Origin of the sequence: Bradyrhizobium sp. 61, assembly GCF_023073075.1 — a bacterium.
GTDB classification, from domain to species: domain Bacteria; phylum Pseudomonadota; class Alphaproteobacteria; order Rhizobiales; family Xanthobacteraceae; genus Bradyrhizobium; species Bradyrhizobium barranii.
This window is the reverse complement of record NZ_JADPIU010000044.1, coordinates 38,078-58,249: the sequence shown is the minus strand read 5'-3', so window position 1 is coordinate 58,249 and position 20,172 is coordinate 38,078. Positions and strand designations below refer to the sequence as shown.

16 protein-coding genes are annotated in these 20,172 nt (G+C 64.0%); 8 read left to right on the top strand and 8 right to left on the bottom strand.

What is annotated here, in order from left to right:
- Positions 1-3: 3 nt before the first annotated feature.
- Positions 4-2,796 carry a [protein-PII] uridylyltransferase gene (locus tag IVB46_RS12850; RefSeq protein ID WP_247313056.1) on the top strand — a complete coding sequence of 931 codons (2,793 nt, stop codon included), beginning with the start codon at positions 4-6 and terminating at the stop codon, positions 2,794-2,796.
- A 179-nt stretch (positions 2,797-2,975) separates the two neighbouring features.
- Here the strand turns inward: IVB46_RS12850 and IVB46_RS12845 are convergent, their stop codons facing one another.
- On the bottom strand, positions 2,976-3,506 hold the full coding sequence (locus tag IVB46_RS12845; protein ID WP_247313059.1) for a methylated-DNA--[protein]-cysteine S-methyltransferase: 531 nt from the start codon (positions 3,504-3,506) through the stop codon (positions 2,976-2,978).
- A 97-nt stretch (positions 3,507-3,603) separates the two neighbouring features.
- Here IVB46_RS12845 and IVB46_RS12840 point away from each other — a divergent pair, with 97 nt between their 5' ends.
- The 3 genes from IVB46_RS12840 to IVB46_RS12830 all read left to right on the top strand — a co-directional run bounded on the left by IVB46_RS12840 (position 3,604) and on the right by IVB46_RS12830 (position 6,835).
- The gene (locus IVB46_RS12840) at positions 3,604-3,960 is read left to right on the top strand and encodes a DUF1304 domain-containing protein (protein ID WP_247313212.1); all 357 of its coding nucleotides are present in this window, start codon (positions 3,604-3,606) and stop codon (positions 3,958-3,960) included.
- 148 nt (positions 3,961-4,108) lie between these two features.
- Entirely contained in the window at positions 4,109-5,335 is a 1,227-nt protein-coding gene (locus tag IVB46_RS12835) for an ABC transporter substrate-binding protein (RefSeq protein WP_028155312.1), read from the top strand.
- A 273-nt stretch (positions 5,336-5,608) separates the two neighbouring features.
- Positions 5,609-6,835, top strand: coding sequence for an ABC transporter substrate-binding protein (locus IVB46_RS12830; protein WP_247313065.1), 1,227 nt, complete (start codon positions 5,609-5,611; stop codon positions 6,833-6,835).
- Between the two features lie 138 nt (positions 6,836-6,973).
- Here the strand turns inward: IVB46_RS12830 and IVB46_RS12825 are convergent, their stop codons facing one another.
- The gene (locus IVB46_RS12825) at positions 6,974-7,399 is read right to left on the bottom strand and encodes a DUF1330 domain-containing protein (RefSeq protein WP_028149366.1); all 426 of its coding nucleotides are present in this window, start codon (positions 7,397-7,399) and stop codon (positions 6,974-6,976) included.
- A 168-nt stretch (positions 7,400-7,567) separates the two neighbouring features.
- Between IVB46_RS12825 and IVB46_RS12820 the strand changes: the two genes are divergently transcribed.
- Together IVB46_RS12820 and IVB46_RS12815 are read left to right on the top strand one after the other, a co-directional pair.
- Positions 7,568-9,784 carry a penicillin-binding protein 1A gene (locus tag IVB46_RS12820; protein WP_247313068.1) on the top strand — a complete coding sequence of 739 codons (2,217 nt, stop codon included), beginning with the start codon at positions 7,568-7,570 and terminating at the stop codon, positions 9,782-9,784.
- 568 nt (positions 9,785-10,352) lie between these two features.
- On the top strand, positions 10,353-11,018 hold the full coding sequence (locus tag IVB46_RS12815; RefSeq protein WP_247313071.1) for a hypothetical protein: 666 nt from the start codon (positions 10,353-10,355) through the stop codon (positions 11,016-11,018).
- A 369-nt stretch (positions 11,019-11,387) separates the two neighbouring features.
- Here the strand turns inward: IVB46_RS12815 and IVB46_RS12810 are convergent, their stop codons facing one another.
- The 4 genes from IVB46_RS12810 to IVB46_RS12795 form a co-directional block, all read right to left on the bottom strand.
- Positions 11,388-12,227: a SprT family zinc-dependent metalloprotease gene (locus tag IVB46_RS12810; RefSeq protein WP_247313073.1), complete on the bottom strand. Its 840-nt coding sequence runs from the start codon at positions 12,225-12,227 to the stop codon at positions 11,388-11,390.
- 217 nt (positions 12,228-12,444) lie between these two features.
- Positions 12,445-13,773, bottom strand: coding sequence for a polyhydroxyalkanoate depolymerase (phaZ, locus tag IVB46_RS12805; RefSeq protein WP_071909004.1), 1,329 nt, complete (start codon positions 13,771-13,773; stop codon positions 12,445-12,447).
- 121 nt (positions 13,774-13,894) lie between these two features.
- Positions 13,895-14,713, bottom strand: coding sequence for an ABC transporter permease (locus tag IVB46_RS12800; protein WP_063980053.1), 819 nt, complete (start codon positions 14,711-14,713; stop codon positions 13,895-13,897).
- Positions 14,710-15,513, bottom strand: coding sequence for an ABC transporter ATP-binding protein (locus IVB46_RS12795; RefSeq protein ID WP_247313076.1), 804 nt, complete (start codon positions 15,511-15,513; stop codon positions 14,710-14,712). Before IVB46_RS12795 ends, IVB46_RS12800 begins: the two co-directional genes overlap by 4 nt.
- Before the next feature lie 106 nt (positions 15,514-15,619).
- Here IVB46_RS12795 and IVB46_RS12790 point away from each other — a divergent pair, with 106 nt between their 5' ends.
- Positions 15,620-16,942: an ActS/PrrB/RegB family redox-sensitive histidine kinase gene (locus tag IVB46_RS12790; protein WP_028149359.1), complete on the top strand. Its 1,323-nt coding sequence runs from the start codon at positions 15,620-15,622 to the stop codon at positions 16,940-16,942.
- Positions 16,943-17,044: 102 nt separating this feature from the next.
- Positions 17,045-17,599 carry an ActR/PrrA/RegA family redox response regulator transcription factor gene (locus IVB46_RS12785; RefSeq protein WP_014491094.1) on the top strand — a complete coding sequence of 185 codons (555 nt, stop codon included), beginning with the start codon at positions 17,045-17,047 and terminating at the stop codon, positions 17,597-17,599.
- A gap of 126 nt (positions 17,600-17,725) precedes the next feature.
- Here IVB46_RS12785 and IVB46_RS12780 read toward each other — a convergent pair whose 3' ends face one another.
- The gene (locus IVB46_RS12780) at positions 17,726-18,217 is read right to left on the bottom strand and encodes an MmcB family DNA repair protein (RefSeq protein ID WP_028170389.1); all 492 of its coding nucleotides are present in this window, start codon (positions 18,215-18,217) and stop codon (positions 17,726-17,728) included.
- Positions 18,218-18,427: 210 nt separating this feature from the next.
- Positions 18,428-20,032: an alpha-amylase family glycosyl hydrolase gene (locus IVB46_RS12775; protein WP_247313215.1), complete on the bottom strand. Its 1,605-nt coding sequence runs from the start codon at positions 20,030-20,032 to the stop codon at positions 18,428-18,430.
- Between the last annotated feature and the right edge of the window lie 140 nt (positions 20,033-20,172).

Below are 20,172 nucleotides of genomic sequence, written 5' to 3'. Positions count from 1 at the left end.
GACATGGACAGCGTCGCGACTGAGCACAAGGCCGAGGTGGACGATCGCTTCGACACCGCGCGGATCACCGCCGCGGTCGATGCGCTCGCCGAGAAGCATCAGGGACGTGAGGACACGTTCCGCACCGCCATGGCGCAATTGCTCAAGGCCGAGCTGATCGCGGCGCGCGCCGCGGCGCAGGCGATCCTGCTGAAGGACCGTCACGGAAGGCGCTGCGCCGAGCGGCTGTGCCACGTGCAGGACGAGATCATCCGCATCCTGTATTCGGCGGCGACCCGGCATCTCTACCGCTCGCCGATCCCGAGCGGCGCGGAGCGCATGGCGGTGGTCGCGACCGGCGGCTATGGCCGCGGCCTGATGGCGCCGGAATCCGACATCGATCTCTTGTTCATCCTGCCCTACAAGCAGACCGCCTGGGGTGAGCAGGTGGCCGAAGCCATTCTCTACTGTCTCTGGGACATGGGGCTGAAGGTCGGACACGCCACGCGCTCGGTCGATGAATCGATCCGGCAGGCGCGCGGCGACATGACCATCCGCACCGCGATCCTGGAAACGCGCTTCCTGACCGGCGACCAGCCGCTCTATGACGAACTGGTCGCGCGCTTCGACAAGGACGTGGTGCAGGGCACGGCGTCCGAATTCGTCACCGCAAAGCTCGCCGAGCGCGAGGAGCGCCACCGCCGCGGCGGCCAGTCGCGCTACCTGGTCGAGCCCAACGTCAAGGACGGCAAGGGCGCCCTGCGCGACCTGCACACGCTGTTCTGGATCGCCAAATACGTCTACCGTGTCCGTGATACCGACGAGCTGGTCGAGCGCGGCGTGTTCGACGCGCAGGAATATCGCACCTTCCGCCGCTGCGCCGACTTCCTCTGGTCGGTGCGCTGCAATCTGCACTTCTACTCCGGCCGCGCGGAGGAGCGCCTCTCCTTCGATCTCCAGCGCGAGATCGCGGTCCGGCTCGGCTACACCTCGCATCCCGGCATGCAGGACGTCGAGCGCTTCATGAAGCACTACTTCCTGGTCGCCAAGGAAGTGGGCAACCTCACCGCCATCCTCTGCGCCAAGCTCGAGGACCAGCAGGCCAAGCCCGCGCCGGTGCTGAGCCGGATGATGGCGCGGTTGCGCCCCGCCCCCGCGAAGCGCCGCGTCCCCGACAGCGACGACTTCCTCGTCGACAACAACCGCATCAACGTCGCCGCGCCCGACGTGTTCAAGCACGATCCGGTCAATTTGATCCGGATCTTCCGCCTGGCGCAGAAGAACAACCTCGCCTTCCATCCGGACGCGATGCGCGACGTGACGCGCTCGCTCGGACTGATCAACGCGCAGCTGCGCGAGAACCCGGAAGCCAACCGGCTGTTCATGGAGATCCTGACCTCCGACAACGCCGAGATCGTGCTTCGTCGGATGAACGAGACCGGCGTGCTCGGCCATTTCATCCGCGCCTTCGGCAAGATCGTCTCGATGATGCAGTTCAACATGTATCATCACTACACCGTCGACGAGCATCTGATCCGCTGCGTCGGCTTCCTGCAGGACATCGAGCGCGGCGGCATCGAGGAGTTCACGCTCGCCAGCGATCTCTTCCGCAAGATCCGGCCCGAGCACCGTGCGGTGATTTACATCACGACGCTGCTGCACGACATCGCCAAGGGACGGCCGGAGGATCACTCGATCGCGGGCGCCAAGGTGGCGCGCCGGCTGTGCCCGCGGCTCGGCTTCAGCGCGGCCGACACCGAGCTCGTGGCCTGGCTGATCGAGGAGCATCTGACGATGTCCACGGTCGCGCAATCGCGCGACCTCTCCGACCGCAAGACGATCGAGAATTTCGCCGCCGTGGTGCAATCGGTCGAGCAGATGAAATTGCTCACGATCCTGACCACCGCCGACATCCGCGGCGTCGGCCCGGGCGTGTGGAACGGCTGGAAGGCGCAGCTCCTGCGCTCGCTCTACTATGAAACCGAACCTGTGCTGACCGGCGGCTTCTCGGAAGTCGACCGCGGCAAGCGCCTGACGGCCGCCTACGCCGAATTCCGCATGGCCTTCGCCGAGTGGCCGGCGGACGAGCTCGATGCCTATATCGGCCGGCACTATCCCGCCTATTGGCTCAAGGTCGAGTTGCCGCGCAAGATCCGCCATGCCCGCTTCGTCCGCTCCAGCGAACAGGCCGGCCACAAGCTCGCGATCAATGTCGGCTTCGACGAGGTGCGCGGCGTCACCGAGCTCACGATCTTCGCCGCCGATCATCCCTGGCTGCTCTCGATCATCGCCGGCGCCTGCGCCTCGGCCGGCGCCAACATCGTCGACGCGCAGATCTACACCACGACCGACGGCCGCGCGCTCGACACGATCTCGATCTCCAGGGAATACGACCGCGACGAGGACGAGGGCCGGCGCGCCACGCGCATCGGCGAGATGATCGAGGACGTGCTGGAAGGCAAGCTGCGCCTGCCCGAAGTGGTGGCGCGGCGCACCGTGCGCAGCAAGGCGCGGCCTTTCACGATCGAGCCGGAAGTGACCATCAACAACCAATGGTCCGACCGCTACACCGTGATCGAGATGTCCGGCCTCGACCGCCCCGGCCTGCTCTACGAGCTGACCACCGCGATCTCGAAGCTCAACCTCAACATCGCCTCGGCCCATGTCGCGACCTTCGGCGAGCGTGCCCGCGACGTGTTCTACGTCACCGACCTCCTGGGCGCGCAGATCAACGCGCCGACGCGCCAGTCCGCAATCAAGAGCGCGCTGACCCACGTGATGGCCGGCGACAAGGCGATTGCTGCACCGGCGGCGTGAGGTCTACCGTTCGAGTGCGGCTCTCTCCTCTCGTCATTCCGGGATGGCCCGAAGGACACGCCCGGAATCCATAACCCCGGCTGGTGGATATGGATTCTCAGGTGCGCAATTGTGCACCATAGCTCGCCGCTGCGCGACGCCCCGGAATGACCGAGGAGAGAGGTTGGCGCGCAACGCCTCTAGACCTCCACCCCCTCATGCCGCAGCAGCCACCTCTTCCGCTCGAGCCCACCGCCATATTTCACCAGCGAGCCATCCGCGCCGATCAGGCGGTGACAGGGCAGCACCACGCTGATCGGGTTGGAGCCGTTGGCATGACCGACGGCGCGAATGGCTTTCGGCATGTCGATCCTTGCGGCCAGCGCGCCATAGCCCATCGTGGTGCCGGCCGGGATCTTTGCCAACGCGGTCCAGACCTTCTGCTGGAACGGCGTGCCGGCGATGCGCCATGCGACGCCCGAGAGCTGGCCGAGATCGCCTTCGAAATATGCTGACAGCGAGGTCTTCATCGCCGCCGGCGCGGACCGATCAACCAGGTCCACGGCGCCGTATTGCAAGCGCAACAGCTCGCGCATGCGGTGCTCGTAGTCTTCCCAGTCGAGTGCACGCAAGGCGCCCTCGGCATCGGTGACGAGCAGCGCGATCCCGATTGGCGTCGTCAGGCGATCGAGGCCGAATCGTTCAGGCGGTTTGGTTGATCGAGCGGGCATTGCGACACCAGGCCATCGAAACACGCCATCGCACTTGCCATGCCGGCCGTGCTAACGTCCACCCGAAAGCTGACGCTTTGGGGGGCTCAACTTGATTCTGATCACCAATGTCCTGGTGGCGCTGGTCGCCGCACTGCACGCCTACTTCCTGATCCTGGAGATGTTTCTCTGGGACAAGCCGCTTGGCTTGAAGACATTCCGCAATACGCCCGAAAAGGCCGAGATCACGAAGGTGCTGGCGGCCAACCAAGGGCTCTATAACGGCTTCCTCGCCGCCGGCCTGATCTGGGGCCTCGTCCACGGCAACCCGGCCTTCGCATTCCAGATCAAGGCATTCTTCCTGCTCTGCGTGATCGTGGCCGGCGCCTACGGCGCGGCGACCGTCAGCACCCGCATCCTGCTCGTGCAGGCGCTGCCGGCGGCGATCGCGCTGGTTGCGCTGCTTCTGACCTGATTCTCCTGACCTGAGACGCTACGGCGCAGCGTCGCGATCCTTGCGCGGCGCCGGACCTTCCTCCACACTCTCCGGCAGCGATGGCGACCGTTGCAATCAACGGGAAAAGACCGTCGACCGGAAATTCCGTCAGGAGGAACAACCCAACATGAGCAATCGCAGAGCCTTCATAGCTGCCACGGCGGCGCTCGCCTTCGCGTTCTCCGCCAGCCAAGCCCTCGCCCAGAAGAAATATGACACCGGCGCGAGCGACACCGAGATCAAGATCGGCCAGACCGTGCCGTTCTCCGGCGCCTATTCCGTCTACGCCAATATCGGCAAGACCCAGGCCGCCTACTTCAAGATGATCAACGATCAGGGCGGCATCAACGGCCGCAAGATCAATCTGATCCAGTATGACGATGCCTATTCGCCGCCGAAGACGGTCGAGCAGGTGCGCAAGCTCGTCGAAGGCGACGAGGTGCTGTTCACGTTCCAGATCATCGGCACGGCCGCGAACGCCGCCGTGCAAAAATATCTCAACGGCAAGAAGATCCCGCAGCTGCTGGCCTCTACCGGCGCCGCACGCTTCAACGACCCGCAGAACTATCCCTGGACCATCGCCTACAATCCCAACTACGTGTCCGAGGGACGCATCTACGCCAAGTACATTCTCGCCAATCACCCCAATGCCAAGATCGGCGTGCTCTACCAGAACGACGACATGGGCCGCGACTATCTCGCCGGCCTCAAGAGCGGCCTCGGCGACAAGGCAGCCAAGATGATCGTCGGCGAGGTGTCCTACGAGGTCACCGACCCGACGGTGGACTCACAGGTGGTCAAGCTGAAGTCGCTGGGCGCCGATCTTTTCTACGATGCCTCGACGCCGAAGTTCGCGGCGCAGGCCATCAAGAAGGTGGCCGAGCTCGGCTGGACGCCGGTGCACATCCTCGACATCAATGCGAGCCCGATCTCGGCGACGCTGAAGCCGGCCGGCCTCGACATCTCCAAGGGCATCATCTCGACCCAATACGGCAAGGAGCCGAGTGATCCGCAGTGGAAGGACGATCCGGGCGTGAAGGCGTTCTTCGCCTTCATGGACAAGTATTTCCCCGAAGGCGACAAGCTCAACACGGTCAACACCTATGCTTATTCGGTCGCCGAGTTGCTGACGCAGGTGCTGAAACAGTGCGGCGACGACCTGTCGCGTGAGAACGTGATGAAGCAGGTCGCCAACATCAAGGACTTCACCCCGAGCTTCGCGCTGCCCGGCATCAAGATCAACACCGGACCGAACGATTATCGCGTCAACAAGCAGATGCAGATGATGAAGTTCAACGGCGAGCGTTGGGAGCTGTTCGGCCCGATCATCGAGGACAACGGCCCGGCGGGTTAGTCACTGCGTAGGGCGGATTAGCCCTGCAGATGCGCAAAGCGCATCTGCTCGGCGTAATCCACCTCTTCGACATCCGCGGCAACAGAAGTGGTGGGTTACGCCTGGCGGACTGCGCTTCGCGCAGCCGCAAGGCTGACCCACCCTACGAACTGCGCGTCTCCACCCACCTTGCGTTGCAGCAACGCCTCATCCACAATCGCACTCAGCGGTGACGTCCTGTGCGCAAGAGCATCCGGGCAGATCATCGGCAATAACAAACTGAGGAAATTGCGAATGAGGAATGGAATGCTGCATCTGGCCGCGGCAACGGCGCTGACCCTGGCGCTGTCGGTCACCACGGCCAGTGCCCAGAAAAAATATGATCCGGGCGCCAGCGACACCGAGATCAAGGTCGGACAGACCATGCCGTTCTCGGGACCTGCGTCGGCCTATTCGTCGATCGGCAAGACCCAGGCCGCCTATTTCAAGATGATCAACGACCAGGGCGGCATCAATGGTCGCAAGATCAATCTGATCCAGTATGACGACGCCTATTCGCCGCCGAAGGCCGTGGAGCAGATCCGCAAGCTCGTCGAGAGCGACGAGGTGCTGCTGACCTTCCAGATCATCGGCACGCCGGTGAACGCGGCCGTGCAGAAATATCTCAATTCCAAGAAGGTGCCGCAGCTGTTCGCGGCGACCGGCGCCTCAAGGTTCACCGATCCGAAGAACTTTCCGTGGACCATGGGCTACAATCCCAACTACTTCGTCGAAGGCCGAATCTACGGCCAGTACATTCTGAAGCAGCATCCGGCCGCCAAGATCGGCGTGCTTTATCAGAACGACGACCTCGGCAAGGACTATCTGAACGGCATCAAGGCCGGCCTCGGCGACAAAGCCGCCAAGATGATCGTGACCGAAGCGTCCTACGAGGTCTCCGATCCGACCGTCGATTCGCAGATCCTCAAGATCAAGGACGCCGGCGCCGATTTGTTCTTCAGCGCCACCACGCCGAAGCAGGCCGCACAGGCGATCAAGAAGATCGCCGAAATGGGCTGGCATCCGATCCAGATCGTCGACATCAACGCCACCTCGGTCGGCGCGGTGCTGAAGCCGGCAGGCCTTGATGCGGCCAAGGGCCTGATCAGCGTCAACTACGGTAAAGAACCGCTCGATCCAACCTGGAAGGACGACGCCGGCCTGAAGAAGTATTTTGACTTCATGGCGAAGTACTATCCTGACGGCGACAAGGACTCGAACTTCAACACCTATGGTTATGGCACAGCCCAGCTCCTGGTCCATGTGTTGAAGCAATGCGGCGACAACCTGACGCGCGAGAACGTCATGAAGCAGGCGGCGTCGCTGAAGGACGTCACCAGCGATATCGCGCTGCCCGGTATCAAGGCCAACACCTCGGCGACCGACTACCGCGTCAACAAGCAGCTTCAGATGATGAAGTTCAACGGCGAGCGCTGGGAGCTGTTCGGCCCGATCCTGGAGGATGCCGGCCCGATCGATTAGTTCTCGGAAACAACTGCCTCAACGACGTCATGCCCGGGCTTGTCCCGGGCATCCACGTTCTTGGAGCGGCAAGGCAAGGGCGTGGATGGCCGGGTCAAGCCCGGCCATGACGGCGGAGGGAGATGCGCGCAGAGACATCTACTCCGGTATCTCCCCAAAATTCTTCCCCACCGGCAGCACCGCGTGCCGGATCAGCCGTGAATCCTCCACCGCGGCCTGGCGATGCTTCACCGCTTCGCGATAGACGGGATCGCGGATCATCTCGACGAAGGCGGCGACGCTTGGATATTCGGCGATGAAGCAATGGTCCCAGCGCTCCTCTTGCGGGCCGATCAGCATCAGCTCGAATTTGCCCTGCCAGACGATGCGGCCGCCGAGGCGCTCGAACACCGGGCCGCTCTCGCGGCCGTAGGCCGCATAGGCTTCCGCGCCGCTCGCCTTGCGGCCGTCGGGATAGGCCGCCTCTTCGCGCAAGCGCACGAGGTTCAGCATGTGGATCGGGCCGGGACGGTCGTTGTCCCGGAACTGCGCAAAAATCTCCTTGCTCGGATCGATATGGCCCATGCCGGTTCCCTCTTGTTTTATGCGGGCGATCCTAGCTCTGCCGCCGGGCGAGCGGAACTGCGGCAGGCGAATGCCGCACCTCCTAATCGCGCGTTAAGCTCTGGGTAACCGGGCCTTAAACAGCGACCGGTAGCGTGCGACGGGGCGGACTGACCGGGCGTTTTGCGTATGGCGTGGGGAAAGAAGAAGGGTGGGCGGAAGGAGCCGTTGTTCGGCTTGCCTGCTGCGCTCGCCGATCTGCGCCTGACCGCGGCCGACCGCGTCCCCGGCGGCGAGGACAAGCCGAAGAAATCAACGAAATCATCCGCCAAGCGCAAGAGCGAGGATGCCGGCGACGAGCCGCCGCGCGAGCGGAAGGCACAAGCCGGCCGCAGCGGCGCCAAGCGCCGGTCGAAATCGGGCGGAGGCTTCAGCCTCGGCCGCCTCGTCTATTGGGGTGCGGTGCTCAGCCTGTGGGGCATGATCGCGGTGATCGGCGTCGTGATCTATGTCGGCGCCCATCTGCCGCCGATCCAGTCGCTGGAGATTCCCAAGCGGCCGCCGACGATCCAGATCGTCGGCATCGACGGCAGCATGCTGGCGCAGCGCGGCGAGATGGCCGGCGCCAACGTCTCGCTGAAGGACCTGCCGCCCTATCTGCCGAAGGCCTTCATCGCCATCGAGGATCGCCGCTTCTACTCGCATTTCGGCATCGACCCGATTGGCATCCTGCGCGCCCTCGTCACCAACGTACTCCATCGCGGCGTCTCGCAGGGCGGCTCGACCTTGACGCAGCAGCTCGCGAAAAACCTGTTCCTGACCCAGGAGCGGACCATGGCGCGCAAGCTGCAGGAGGCGGAGCTCGCGATCTGGCTGGAGCGCAAGCATTCCAAGAACGAGATCCTGGAGCTCTATCTCAACCGCGTCTATTTCGGCTCGGGCGCCTATGGCGTCGAGGCCGCGGCGCAGAAATATTTCGGCAAGTCGGCGAAGGACGTCACCGTCGCCGAAGCCGCGATGCTGGCGGGCCTCGTCAAGTCGCCGTCGCGGCTGGCGCCGAACCGCAATCCGGAAGGCGCGGAAGCGCGCGCGCAGATCGTGCTCGCGGCGATGGCGGATGCAAAATTCATCACCGAAGCACAGGCGCAGGCCTCGATCGGCCACCCCTCCTACAACGTGAAGCCGGCCGGAGCCGGCACGCTCAACTACGTCGCCGACTGGATCGGCGAGGTGCTGGACGATCTGGTCGGCCAGATCGACGAGAGCATCAAGGTCGAGACCACGATCGATCCGAAGCTGCAGAGCGTGGCGGAAGCCGCCATCATCGACGAGCTCGCGGCCAAGAGCGTCAAGTTCAATGTCAGCCAGGGCGCGCTGGTGGCGATGACGCCCGACGGAGCGGTACGCGCCATGGTCGGCGGGCGGAACTATTCCGACAGCCAGTACAACCGCGCAGTCACTGCGAAGCGCCAGCCGGGCTCCTCGTTCAAGCCGTTCGTGTACCTGACCGCGCTCGAGCAGGGGCTGACGCCGGACACGGTGCGCCAGGACGCCCCGATCGAGGTCAAGGGCTGGAAACCCGAGAACTACACCCACGAATATTTCGGCGCGGTGACGCTGACGCAGGCGCTGGCGATGTCGCTCAACACCGTCGCCATCCGCCTCGGTCTCGAGGTCGGGCCGAAGAACGTGGTGCGCACCGCGCACCGGCTCGGCATCTCCTCGAAACTCGAGCCCAATGCCTCGATCGCGCTCGGCACCTCCGAAGTCTCGGTCGTCGAGCTGGTCGGCGCCTATGCCCCCTTCGCCAATGGCGGCTTCGCGGTGGCGCCGCACGTCGTCACGCGGATCAGGACGCTCAGTGGCAAGCTGCTCTACATGCGGCAAGCGGAAGAGCGCAACCAGGTGATCGACCCGCGCTATGTCGGCATGATGAACACGATGATGCGGGAGACGCTGATATCAGGCACCGCCAAGAAGGCGGAGATCCCCGGCTGGCCGGCGGCCGGCAAGACCGGTACGAGCCAGGATTACCGCGACGCCTGGTTCATCGGCTACACCGCCAACCTCGTCACCGGCGTCTGGCTCGGCAATGACGACAACTCGCCGACCAAGAAGGCGACCGGCGGCGGCCTGCCCGTCGAAGTCTGGTCCCGCTTCATGCGCACGGCGCACGAGGGCGTGCCGGTGGCCGCCTTGCCGAACTCGCAAGCGAGCTGGGGCCTCTCGAACCTCGCGCAGGCGGCATCGCAGGTGTCGCCGCCGACGGCGACGACAGCGCCGGGGCCGGCACCGGCGAGCAGTGGCGGCTATCGCCCGCCTCCGACGCGCGCCAATGTGCGGCCGGAAGCCGCAGCAGGCCTCGACGGCTGGCTGATGGACCGGCTGTTCGGCGGAAATCGGTAGCTTTGAGCTGAGGTCCCCAGGGCCTCAAAACGAAAAACGCGAAAACAACCCCATGCACAGTAGCCGGTGGTATCAGGCGCGCCGCGCGGTGGGTTGTAGGAAACGTTTGATCCGGCGGGACAAATCGAGCGTGCCGCGCAATCGTCGCGAACTATGGCGGGGATCGCGCAAAGCGCGCTGACGTCGCCCTACTCACAACTGTCATTCCCCGCCACCGGGTCTCGCCTTCGGCGAGCCCGATGACAGGCTCCAGCGGGGAATCCAGTACGCCGAGGCGTCGAGATTCAAAGCAGCTGCCGCGACGTGCTGGATCGCCCGCCTTCGCGGGCGATGACAGTGATGGATACGGCCAGCAGCGTTTGCTCCGGCTGACATCGCGCCACGGCTTCGGCAAGTCCTGCCCAACAAGTCCTGCCCAACAAGTCCTGCCCAAGACGGCAAGATTTACCGATGCCGAAATATCCCTGAACGCCAAAACACCAGTCTCTTCAAGGCTCCGACATCGGCCCAGGAATTGCTCTCTTAGGTTGAGTCCAAAAGACTCGGGTTTAGTGGGAAGGAGCGTTCCATGATTACAGGTCCATCCAGCGCGGCGTTGCCCTATCTGCGTCCTGCATCAACGTCCGGTTCCAACGCGACAACGACATCAGATCTCCAGCCGGAGGCGTCGACTGCAACTGACGCTGCGACCAGCAGCCCCGGAATCAGCGTATCGCAACTCAAGCCGCTGCAAGGCGCCAAGCCGATCTCGGTGGCTGATAACCCGGTCCTGCGCGACCTGATGGCAACGAATTGGCTGATGACCCACGGCGCGAACGCGACTCAACCGGCCGTCTCGGACGATGCGCCTGAGAACACCTATGCCCAGGTGAAGGTTGACGGCAAAGTGGTGGCCACACTGTACAATGGCGGGTCCTCGACGATGACCAACGCGGCGGCCGCAAAGATCGGCAAGCTCGAGGATCCTCCCGGTCTGAGTGGACCTGATCTGGCGCAATGGCGAGCCGACAATTACGCCAAGCTGCTTGGCGGTACCGTCGAAAAAGCATCCACCGCGATCAAGCAATCGCAATGGACACCGCGTCAGAGCCATTCTGCGACCTATAGTCGCGATCAACTCGACGCGGCCTTCCAGGCGATGCTGGCCGAGGGCCCGAAGGCCGCCGTGCAACTGCAATCGTCCTATCTCGCCTCGCGCGCGCAGCCGGGGACAAGCGCAGATATCAGCGCCTGACCTGAGAGATGGTCTGAGGACGCGCGGCATCCGGGCGACGAGTCAAAGCACATCAAGCAAGATCATCCCGGCTGACGCCGAACAACGAGCAGCTATCGCCGGCGTTCAGCGTCCGCGATGTCGCGCGACGAGAGCTGCTCGCCTTAGATAGTCCGATGGGTCAGTCGTTCGGGGAAATCGGAAAGCGTGGCACGAGACGCACTGATGTCGCCCCGTCCTCCGCTGTCATTCTCCGCGAAAGCGGGGAATCCAGTACGCTGCGGCTTCTCGGCTTAACAATAACCGCCTCTGGAATACTGGGTCGTCCGGTCAAGCCGGGCGACGACAGTGAGTGTTGGGCTAGCAGCGAGGCCTAGTCTGCGACGAGGATCAATCCTCGACCCCATAGCGGTGCAGGTCGTTGCCGTGCGTATCGAGCCACTTCTTGGCGCGCTCCATCGACGGGCAGGCCTTTCCGCAGACGCGCCAGAACCGCGCTGAGTGGTTCATCTCGACGAGATGGGCGACCTCGTGCGCGGCGAGGTAGTCGAGCACGTAGGGCGGCGCGAGGATCAGGCGCCAGGAGAACGACAGCGAGCCGGCCGAGGTGCAGGAGCCCCAACGGCTCGACTGATCGCGGATCGAGAGGCGCTTGACCCTGACGCCGAGCTCGACGGCATAGGCCTCCGCCGAGCGCTGGAGATCGTGGCGCGCCTCGCGCTTGAGGAAGTCGCTGACGCGGCGGTCGACATGCTCGACCCCGCCGGCGACGCAGAGAATGCGTTCACCGCTGTCGCGCACTTCCGTCCATACCGTGCCGCGCGTGCCGGCACGATGAACGATACGATGGGGCGTGCCGCGTAGCGGTATCACTGTGCCGGGTTGGAACGGCGCAGCCTTCGGCAAACGGCCGAGACGTGCAGCGATCCACGCGCCGTGACGCTGCGCGAAGTCCTTGGCTTCGGCCAGCGTGCCGCGCGGCGGGATGGTGAGGATGGCTTCGCGATCGCTCGGATGAATTCTGAGCGTGTAGCGGCGCGCACGGCGGTGCCGGCGCAATCGAATCGCAAAAAACTGCGATCCATGGGTGATGACCAGGGTCTTCGGCTCGTGGGGCCGTCGATAGAGGAGTGCGCGAGTGGCCATGTCTGTCAGTCCGGGGGGCAGGAGGGCGCCCGGATTCTGCCATAACCGCCGCCAGGGAAAGCGCTCGGCGCAAAAACAAATCATTTGCCCAATATACAGCGGTCTAGCGTCCGGGAGACCCTACAGACTGGGGTTGGAACCCGGTTTTTTCGCCCCCGCTGGACGCATGCGGCACCCCCAAGGGCTGAGGTGGGACTCACTCCTATAAGGCTACCTAAATACCGCGAATCTGGAGGGAACCAGCCCCTGCCGGAACCTCCGACGGGGCGCCGATTTTCAGCGGGAAAGCCGAAAAACGCGTTTATTCGGCCGCAAGAGCCTGCAACGAGCTCGGATTCGCAGCCGAGACCATGAAGTCATGGATGCGCGGCACGATTTCCGACTTGAATCGCGAGCCGTTGAACACGCCGTAATGCCCGACGCCCTTCTGGACGTAATGAACGCGGCGATGATCGGGGATCGAGCTGCACAATGTGTGCGTTGCTTCGGTCTGACCGAGCCCGGAGATGTCGTCGTTCTCGCCTTCGACCGTCATCAGCGCCACCCGCGTGACCTTCGAGGGGTCGACGCGTGTTCCGCGATGGGTCATCTCGCCCTTCGGCAGCGAGTGCTTCACGAACACGGTGTCGACCGTCTGCAGATAATACTCGGCGGAGAGATCCATCACCGCGAGATATTCGTCGTAGAAGTCGCGATGCTTGTCGACGAGGTCGCCGTCGCCCTTCACCAGATTGGCGAACAGGCGCTTGTGGGCGTCCATGTGCCGGTCGAGGTTCATGCTGATGAACCCGTTGAGCTGCAGGAAGCCCGGATAGACGTCGCGCATCATGCCCGGATGCGGGAACGGCACCTTGGTGATGACGGTGTTGCGGAACCAGTCGATGCCGCGCTCCTGGGCGAGCTTGTTCACCCCGGTCGGATTGCGGCGGGTGTCGATCGGGCCGCCCATCAGCGTCATCGAGGTCGGCACGAAGGGGTCGCGCCGCGCTTCCATGATCGAGACGGCGGCAACGACGGGAACGGAGGGCTGGCACACCGCCATGACATGGGTGTTGCCGCCAAGGACGTGCAGCATCTCGATGACGTAGTCGATGTAGTCGTCGAGATCGAAGCGACCTTCGCTCAGGGGCACCATGCGGGCGTCGGCCCAATCGGTGATGTAGACCTCATGCGCCGGAAGGAACGCCTCGACCGTGCCGCGCAGCAGCGTCGCGTAGTGGCCGGACATCGGCGCCACGATCAGCACGCGCGGCTGCGGGCTGCGCAAGGGACGGGCGAACTTGCGATCGAAGTAGAGCAGCTTGCAGAACGGCTTTTCCCAGACCGAGCGGACCTCGACGGGAACGCGGATGCCGTTGACCTCGGTGTCGTTGAGGCCCCATTCCGGCTTGCCGTAACGGCGCGTGGTGCGTTCGAACAATTCACAGGCCGCGGCGACGGACTTGCCGACCTCGGTGCGCGCCCACGGATTGAGGGGATTCTGAAACAGGAGCTTGGTCGCATCGGTGACCGCACGCGCCGGATTGAGAGAGGCCTGCCCCATCTCGTACATCCAGTACATCGGCGTCGTCAGGACCGGACTGCCTTCGGCCGCCAGGGGCGGCGCGCCGCCGAACTCACCAATAGGCATCGTTAAAATCCTCTTCGCATCGCAACATACTGCCGAATGCGTAATATTGCGTCAATGCATGGTTCCGTACATCTACGGAGCCGGAACGGCTAAATCAGCCTGAATCCACGGGAAAGTGAGATTATTCACCGCTCGAGAGCAGCGAGCCGTGCTTCTTGGCGCTCCGCAAAAGGGCAAGGAATGCCCCAAAAGATGCAACCAGCAGCACCGCATTGATGGCCAACGCACGCAACATCAGATCGATCCGGAGGGTCTGTTCGATCAGGAGCGCCCGCATTCCCTCGAACACATAGGTCGGCGGCAGCGACCAGGCGACGTACTGCAGCCATGCCGGCAGCACGCTGACGGGATAGTAGACGCAGGCGAGCGGCATGATCGCGAACATCAGGGTCCAGACGATGCTCTCGGCGCCAAGGCCGTTTCGTAAGACCAGCCCCGAGACGAAGATGCCGACCGCCCAGCTGGTGAAGATCAGATTGCAGAAGAACGCGATCAGCGGCAGACCGAGGGCATAGACGTTGAAGTGAAACAGGAACAGCGCGAGCAGCGTCATCGGGATGACGCCGATCGCGAGCCGGATCATGCTCATGATCATCAGCGACAGCAGAAACTCGATCGGCTTCAAGGGGCTCATCATGAGGTTGCCGATGTTGCGCGCCCACATCTCCTCCAGGAACGAGATCGAGAAGCCGAGCTGGCCGCGGAACAGGATGTCCCAGAGGATGACGGCGCCGATCAGCGTGCCGCCGGCGCGCGCGAAGAAATTGGCGTTCTCGGCGATGTAGAGCTGGAGAAAGCCCCAGGTGATGACCTGGAGCGCGGGCCAATAAAGCAGCTCGAGCAGCCGCGGCCAGGACGACATCAACAGATACCAGTAGCGCAGGATCATCGCGCCGATGCGATGGATGGAAATGCCGCGGTGGAGGGAGAGCTCGGTCATCGCGCCGCCTCCTTCGCACCGTTCACCCGCCCGCGCGCGACGTCCAGGAACACCTCCTCCAGCGTGGTGCGGTTGTAGCGCGCCATGATGGCCTCCGGCGTGTCGTCGTCCTCGATGCGGCCGCGCTTCATGATGATGACGCGGTCGCACAGACGCTCGACCTCGAGCATGTTGTGCGAAGCCAGAAGGATGGTCGCGTTGTTCTCCTTGCGATAGCGCTCCATATGCGCCCGCACCCAGTCGGCCGTATCCGGGTCGAGCGAGGCGGTGGGCTCGTCCAGCAACAAAAGCGCGGGCTGGTTGATCAGCGCCTTCGCCAGCGCGACGCGGGTCTTCTGCCCGGCGGAGAGCTTGCCGTTGGCGCGGTCGATGAATTCGGTGAGATCAAGCTCGTCGGCCAGCCTGGCGATGCGATCGGAGACGTTCTTCACTGCGTAGAGCTTGCCGAACACGGTGAGGTTCTGCCGCACCGTGAGCCGCATCGGCATGTCGACATAGGGGCTCTCGAAATTCATCCGCCCCAGTACCGCCGCGCTCTCCTCCGGCATCCGATGCCCGAGCACCTGCACGCGGCCGGAGGTCGGCAGCACCAGGCCCATGATCATCGCGATGGTCGTGGTCTTGCCGGCGCCGTTGCCGCCCAGAAGCCCGGTGATGCTGCCACGCGGCAGCGAAAAGGAGATATCATCGACGGCGCGGGTCTGCTTGTAGACCTTGACGAGGTGATCGACCGCAATGGCCGCAGAGGAGCCGCGCTCCGCGACAGTCGGCGGACTTGAAGCTTTGTCGTTCCCGGTCATGCTAGCCGTTCTTCTGCTATTGCAGCGGATAGCGCAAGGCTTGTAATCCGGGTGGTTCCGCGAGCCCCGCGTTTGTGACCGAGAAGGCACCGCCACATTGGCCGAGATGACTGAGACTGCCGATACCGACTTCCGCCACGCACAGCGGCATATCCGCCTGGACACGATCCTGCGGCTGCGCTGGCTGGCGGTGCTCGGCCAGCTCGCGGCGATCTTCATCGTGGCGCAGGGGCTGGAGTTCAACGTCGAGATCGTCCCCTGCGTCAGCATCATCGCGCTGTCGGCGGCGCTCAACCTGGCGCTACAGACCGTGTCCAATCCGCTGCAACGGCTAGAGCCGATGCAGGCGGCCGGACTGCTGGCGCTGAACATCGTGGAGCTGGCGGGGCTGCTGTTCTTCACCGGCGGACTGCAGAACCCGTTCTCGTTCCTGTTCCTCGCGCCGGTGCTGATCTCGGCCACGGCGCTGCCGGCCCGCCTCACCTTCGGCCTCGGCCTGCTCGCGGTGGCCTGTGCTTCGGTCCTGTTCTTCTTCCATCTGCCGCTGCCCTGGGATTCCGACGATCCGCTGGTGCTGCCGCCGATTTATCTCATCGGCATCTGGCTCTCGATCGTGCTCGCGATCGGCGTCACCAGTCTCTACTCGTTCCAGGTGACGGAGGAGGCGCGCAAGCTCGCCGACGCGCTGGCTGCGACCGAGCTGGTGCTGACACGCGAGCAGCATCTGACCCAGCTCGACGGCCTGGCTGCCGCAGCCGCGCACGAGCTCGGCACGCCGCTCGCGACCATCTTCTTGATCTCGCGCGAACTGGAAAAGACGGTGAAGGACCCGAGTTTCGCCGCCGATCTGAAGACCCTGCGCGAGCAGACCCAGCGCTGCCGCGACATCTTGAGCAAGATCACCCAGCTTTCCTCGGAAGGCGCACCGTTCGACCGCATGAAAATGTCGGAGCTGATCGAGGAGGTGGTGGCCCCGCACCGCGATTTCGGCGTCGACATCAAGGTGCGGATCGCGGTGGCGGCCTTCGCCGAGCCGATCGGCTCGCGCAACCCCGCGATCCTCTACGGGGTCGGCAACATCGTCGAGAACGCGGTCGACTTCGCCCGCACCACCGTCGAGGTGAATGCATGGTGGAACAAGGACACGATCGAGCTCGTGATCTCCGACGACGGCCCGGGCATTCCGCCTGATATCCTTAACCGGATCGGCGAGCCCTATTTGTCGCGGCGGCGCAATCTGGATGACGGCGGCGGCGAGCGGCGTGGGCTCGGGCTTGGCGTGTTCATCGCGCGCACCTTGCTGGAACGCACCGGGGCCAAGGTCTCGTTTACCAACCGGACCTTTCCGGAACACGGTGCTGTGGTTCACATCAATTGGCCGAGAGAGCGTTTTGAGACTATCGAGACGCTCGAAGAAACAATAGGATAGGCCGCGACCTTGCGTCGCACAGCAGGGCCGATCGACTATTTGCGGCCTTGGCACCGCCTGATTGCGACGCCATATGTGGATGTGCAGAGAGAGGACAACACCTTGAACGCCATCGCCGAACTGAACGAACAGACCGACCGCTCGCTTCTCATCGTGGAGGACGACAAGCCGTTCCTGGAGCGGTTGTCGCGCGCGATGGAGACCCGTGGCTTTGCGGTGACGTCGTGTGACACCGTCTCGGATGGCCTCGCGCAGATCGGCAAGGCCGCGCCCGCATTCGCCGTCGTGGATCTGCGGCTCGGCGACGGCAATGGTCTCGACGTCGTCTCCGCGCTGAAGAAGAAGCGCCCCGAAGCCCGCGCGATCGTGCTGACCGGCTATGGCAACATCGCCACCGCCGTGACCGCCGTGAAGATGGGTGCGATCGATTATCTGTCGAAGCCCGCGGATGCCGACGACGTCGTCGCCGCGCTGCTCTCGACCAGCTCGGAGAAATCCGAGTTGCCGACCAACCCGATGTCCGCCGACCGCGTCCGCTGGGAGCACATCCAGCGCATCTACGAGATGTGCAACCGCAACGTCTCGGAGACGGCGCGCAGGCTGAATATGCACCGTCGTACGTTGCAGCGGATTCTGGCGAAGCGCGCGCCGCGGTAACGGTCTCGTAGGGTGGGCAAAGGCGCGTAGCGCCGTGCCCACCGCTTCTACTCCAATCCTGATCGGCTTGGATGGTGGGCACGCTTTCGCTTTGCCCACCCTACGGCGTCCGCGTTCGCCGCGCCGCTATTCCCAAAAATCCGCGTGGCCCTGCGGGTCGACCAGACGGTTGATCCGCAGCGCTGCCGCCATCGCGAAACGCACCGTCATCTGCTTGCGCGTGGCAGCGGCGATCTTGTGCTCGGGCGCCTCGCACTGCATGTGCGCGCCATAGGCGTCCGCAATGATCAGGCCGGTGTCTTGCGGAAAGATCTCGCAGGGCAGATCCTGCGTGAAGGCGAAGAACAGCCGGTCGCAATGGGCGCGGTATTCGTGCCATTTCTGGTCGGCACGCAAATCCTCGACCGACGATTTGATCTCCACGATCCAGATCTCGCCGCGCTCGTTGAGCGCCACCAGATCGGCGCGCCGGCCCGACGGCAGCGGCAGTTCGCTGATGCAGGTAAAGCCGAGCGAGCGCAGCAGCCGCGCCGTGCCGCGCGCGATCGCCAGCGCGGTCTCGGACTGGCGGCGATCGGGCGGCGGAACCAGGGCGATGTTGCGGGCGGTGCTGTCCATGGGGGGAGCTTAGCCGATTCCGGCAGGCGCGGACACTCCATCCGTCATTCCGGGGCGCGCGGAAGCGCGAGCTATGATGCGCAATTGCGCATCTGAGAATCCATAGCCACAGGGAGGGGTGTGGCGCGAGCCGTCAACTCCAAGTCGTCACAAAACGACTTCCTGTGGTTATGGGTCCCGGGCTCGCGCTACGCGCGCCCCGGGACGACGCTACATGTATGGCGGCATCACCACCACGCCCTCGTTGCCGCGCAGATCCAGCACGCCTTCCAGCCTCTCGCCCTCGCGATCCAGAAACGTCGACAGCAAGATCTCGCTACCGAAACGGATCGCGCTGGAGGTCACGGCGATCGGGTCGGGCCCGAGATTGAGCACGACGATGATCGCGGTGCCCTCGGCCTCGCGGCGATAGATCAGGAGATCGCCTTGCGCGGCGATCGGGTGATAGTCGCCTGCGACCAGCGCCGGAGATGCCTTTCGCAACGCGATCAGCCGCTTGTACAGACTGAGGATCGAACGCGAATCGGCTTCGAGATTGACGACGTTGTCGTGGATGTGGTCCTCCGGCAGCGGCAGCCATGGCCTTACGCCGGAGAAGCCGCCGGTCTGCGAAGAGTCCCACTGCATCGGCGTACGGCAGCCGTCGCGCCCGACGCCGATGCCGGGCACGTTCTTCTCAAAGGGATCGCGCACGTCCTCAGGGGAGATCGCGAGCTGATGCATGCCGATCTCGTCGCCGTAATAGAGCGTCGGCGTACCGCGCAGCGTCAGCAGCAGCATGGCGGCGACGCGGGCCTGCTCCGGCCCGACACGGCTTGCGACGCGCGGACGGTCGTGATTGCCGAGCACCCAGTTCGGCCAGGCGCCCTTCGGCAGCGCCTTCTCGTAATCCTCGACGATTGTCTCGATCGAGCGCGCGCTCCAGAACGTCGAGAGCAGCGCGAAGTTGAACGGCATCTGCGCGCCGGTGAGATCGTTGCCGTAATAGGCCATCAACCGGTGCAGCGGCAGATAGATCTCGCCGATCAGCACGCGGTCGCGATACGCGTCCGTGACGCGCCGCATCTCGGCGATGACGTCATGCACCTCCGGCTGGTCGGTGGAGTATTGCGTCAGGATCTTCTCGTTCGGCGGCCGGCCCTCGACGTAATGCGGGTTCGGCGGGTTGTCGCGGAATTCGGCATCCTTGATCAGGTGCCAGATCACGTCGACGCGGAAGCCGTCGACGCCCTTCTCCAGCCAGAACCGCATCGCGTCGTAGATCGCCGCGCGGACATCCGGATTGCGCCAGTTGAGGTCCGGCTGCTCGGCAAGGAAGGCGTGGTAGTAATATTGACCTGTCGTCTCGTCGAAAGCCCACGCGCTGCCGCCGAATTCGGACAGCCAGTTGTTCGGGACACCGCCATCGGCGGCCGGATCGCGCCAGACGTACCAGTCGCGTTTGGGATTGTCGCGCGAGGACCGGCTCTCGACGAACCAGGGATGCTGGCTTGATGTGTGGTTCGGCACGAGGTCGAGGATCAGTTTCAGGCCGTTGTCATGCGCAGCCGCAAGCAGCGCATCGAAATCCGCCATCGTGCCGAACAGCGGATCGATACCGGTATAGTCGGAGATGTCGTAGCCGAAATCGGCCATCGGCGAGGGAAAGATCGGCGACAGCCAGATCGCGTCGACGCCAAGCGATTTCACGTAAGGCAGCCGGCGCAAGATGCCGGCGAGATCGCCGACGCCGTCACCGTCTGTGTCCTGAAAGGAGCGCGGGTAGATCTGATAGAAGATACCGTCGCGCCACCAATTGTCGCCGCCCTGAGCCATGGCCGGAATACCACTCACTAATCTACCCTGCGCGAGAAAACGCGAAAGGAACGCCCCGGTTCAAACCAGCAGGCCAATTGGGACGGCCGTGTGACGACCGGCTGTTCCCGGGTCTAGACACAAATCTTTTGCTTGGCGGC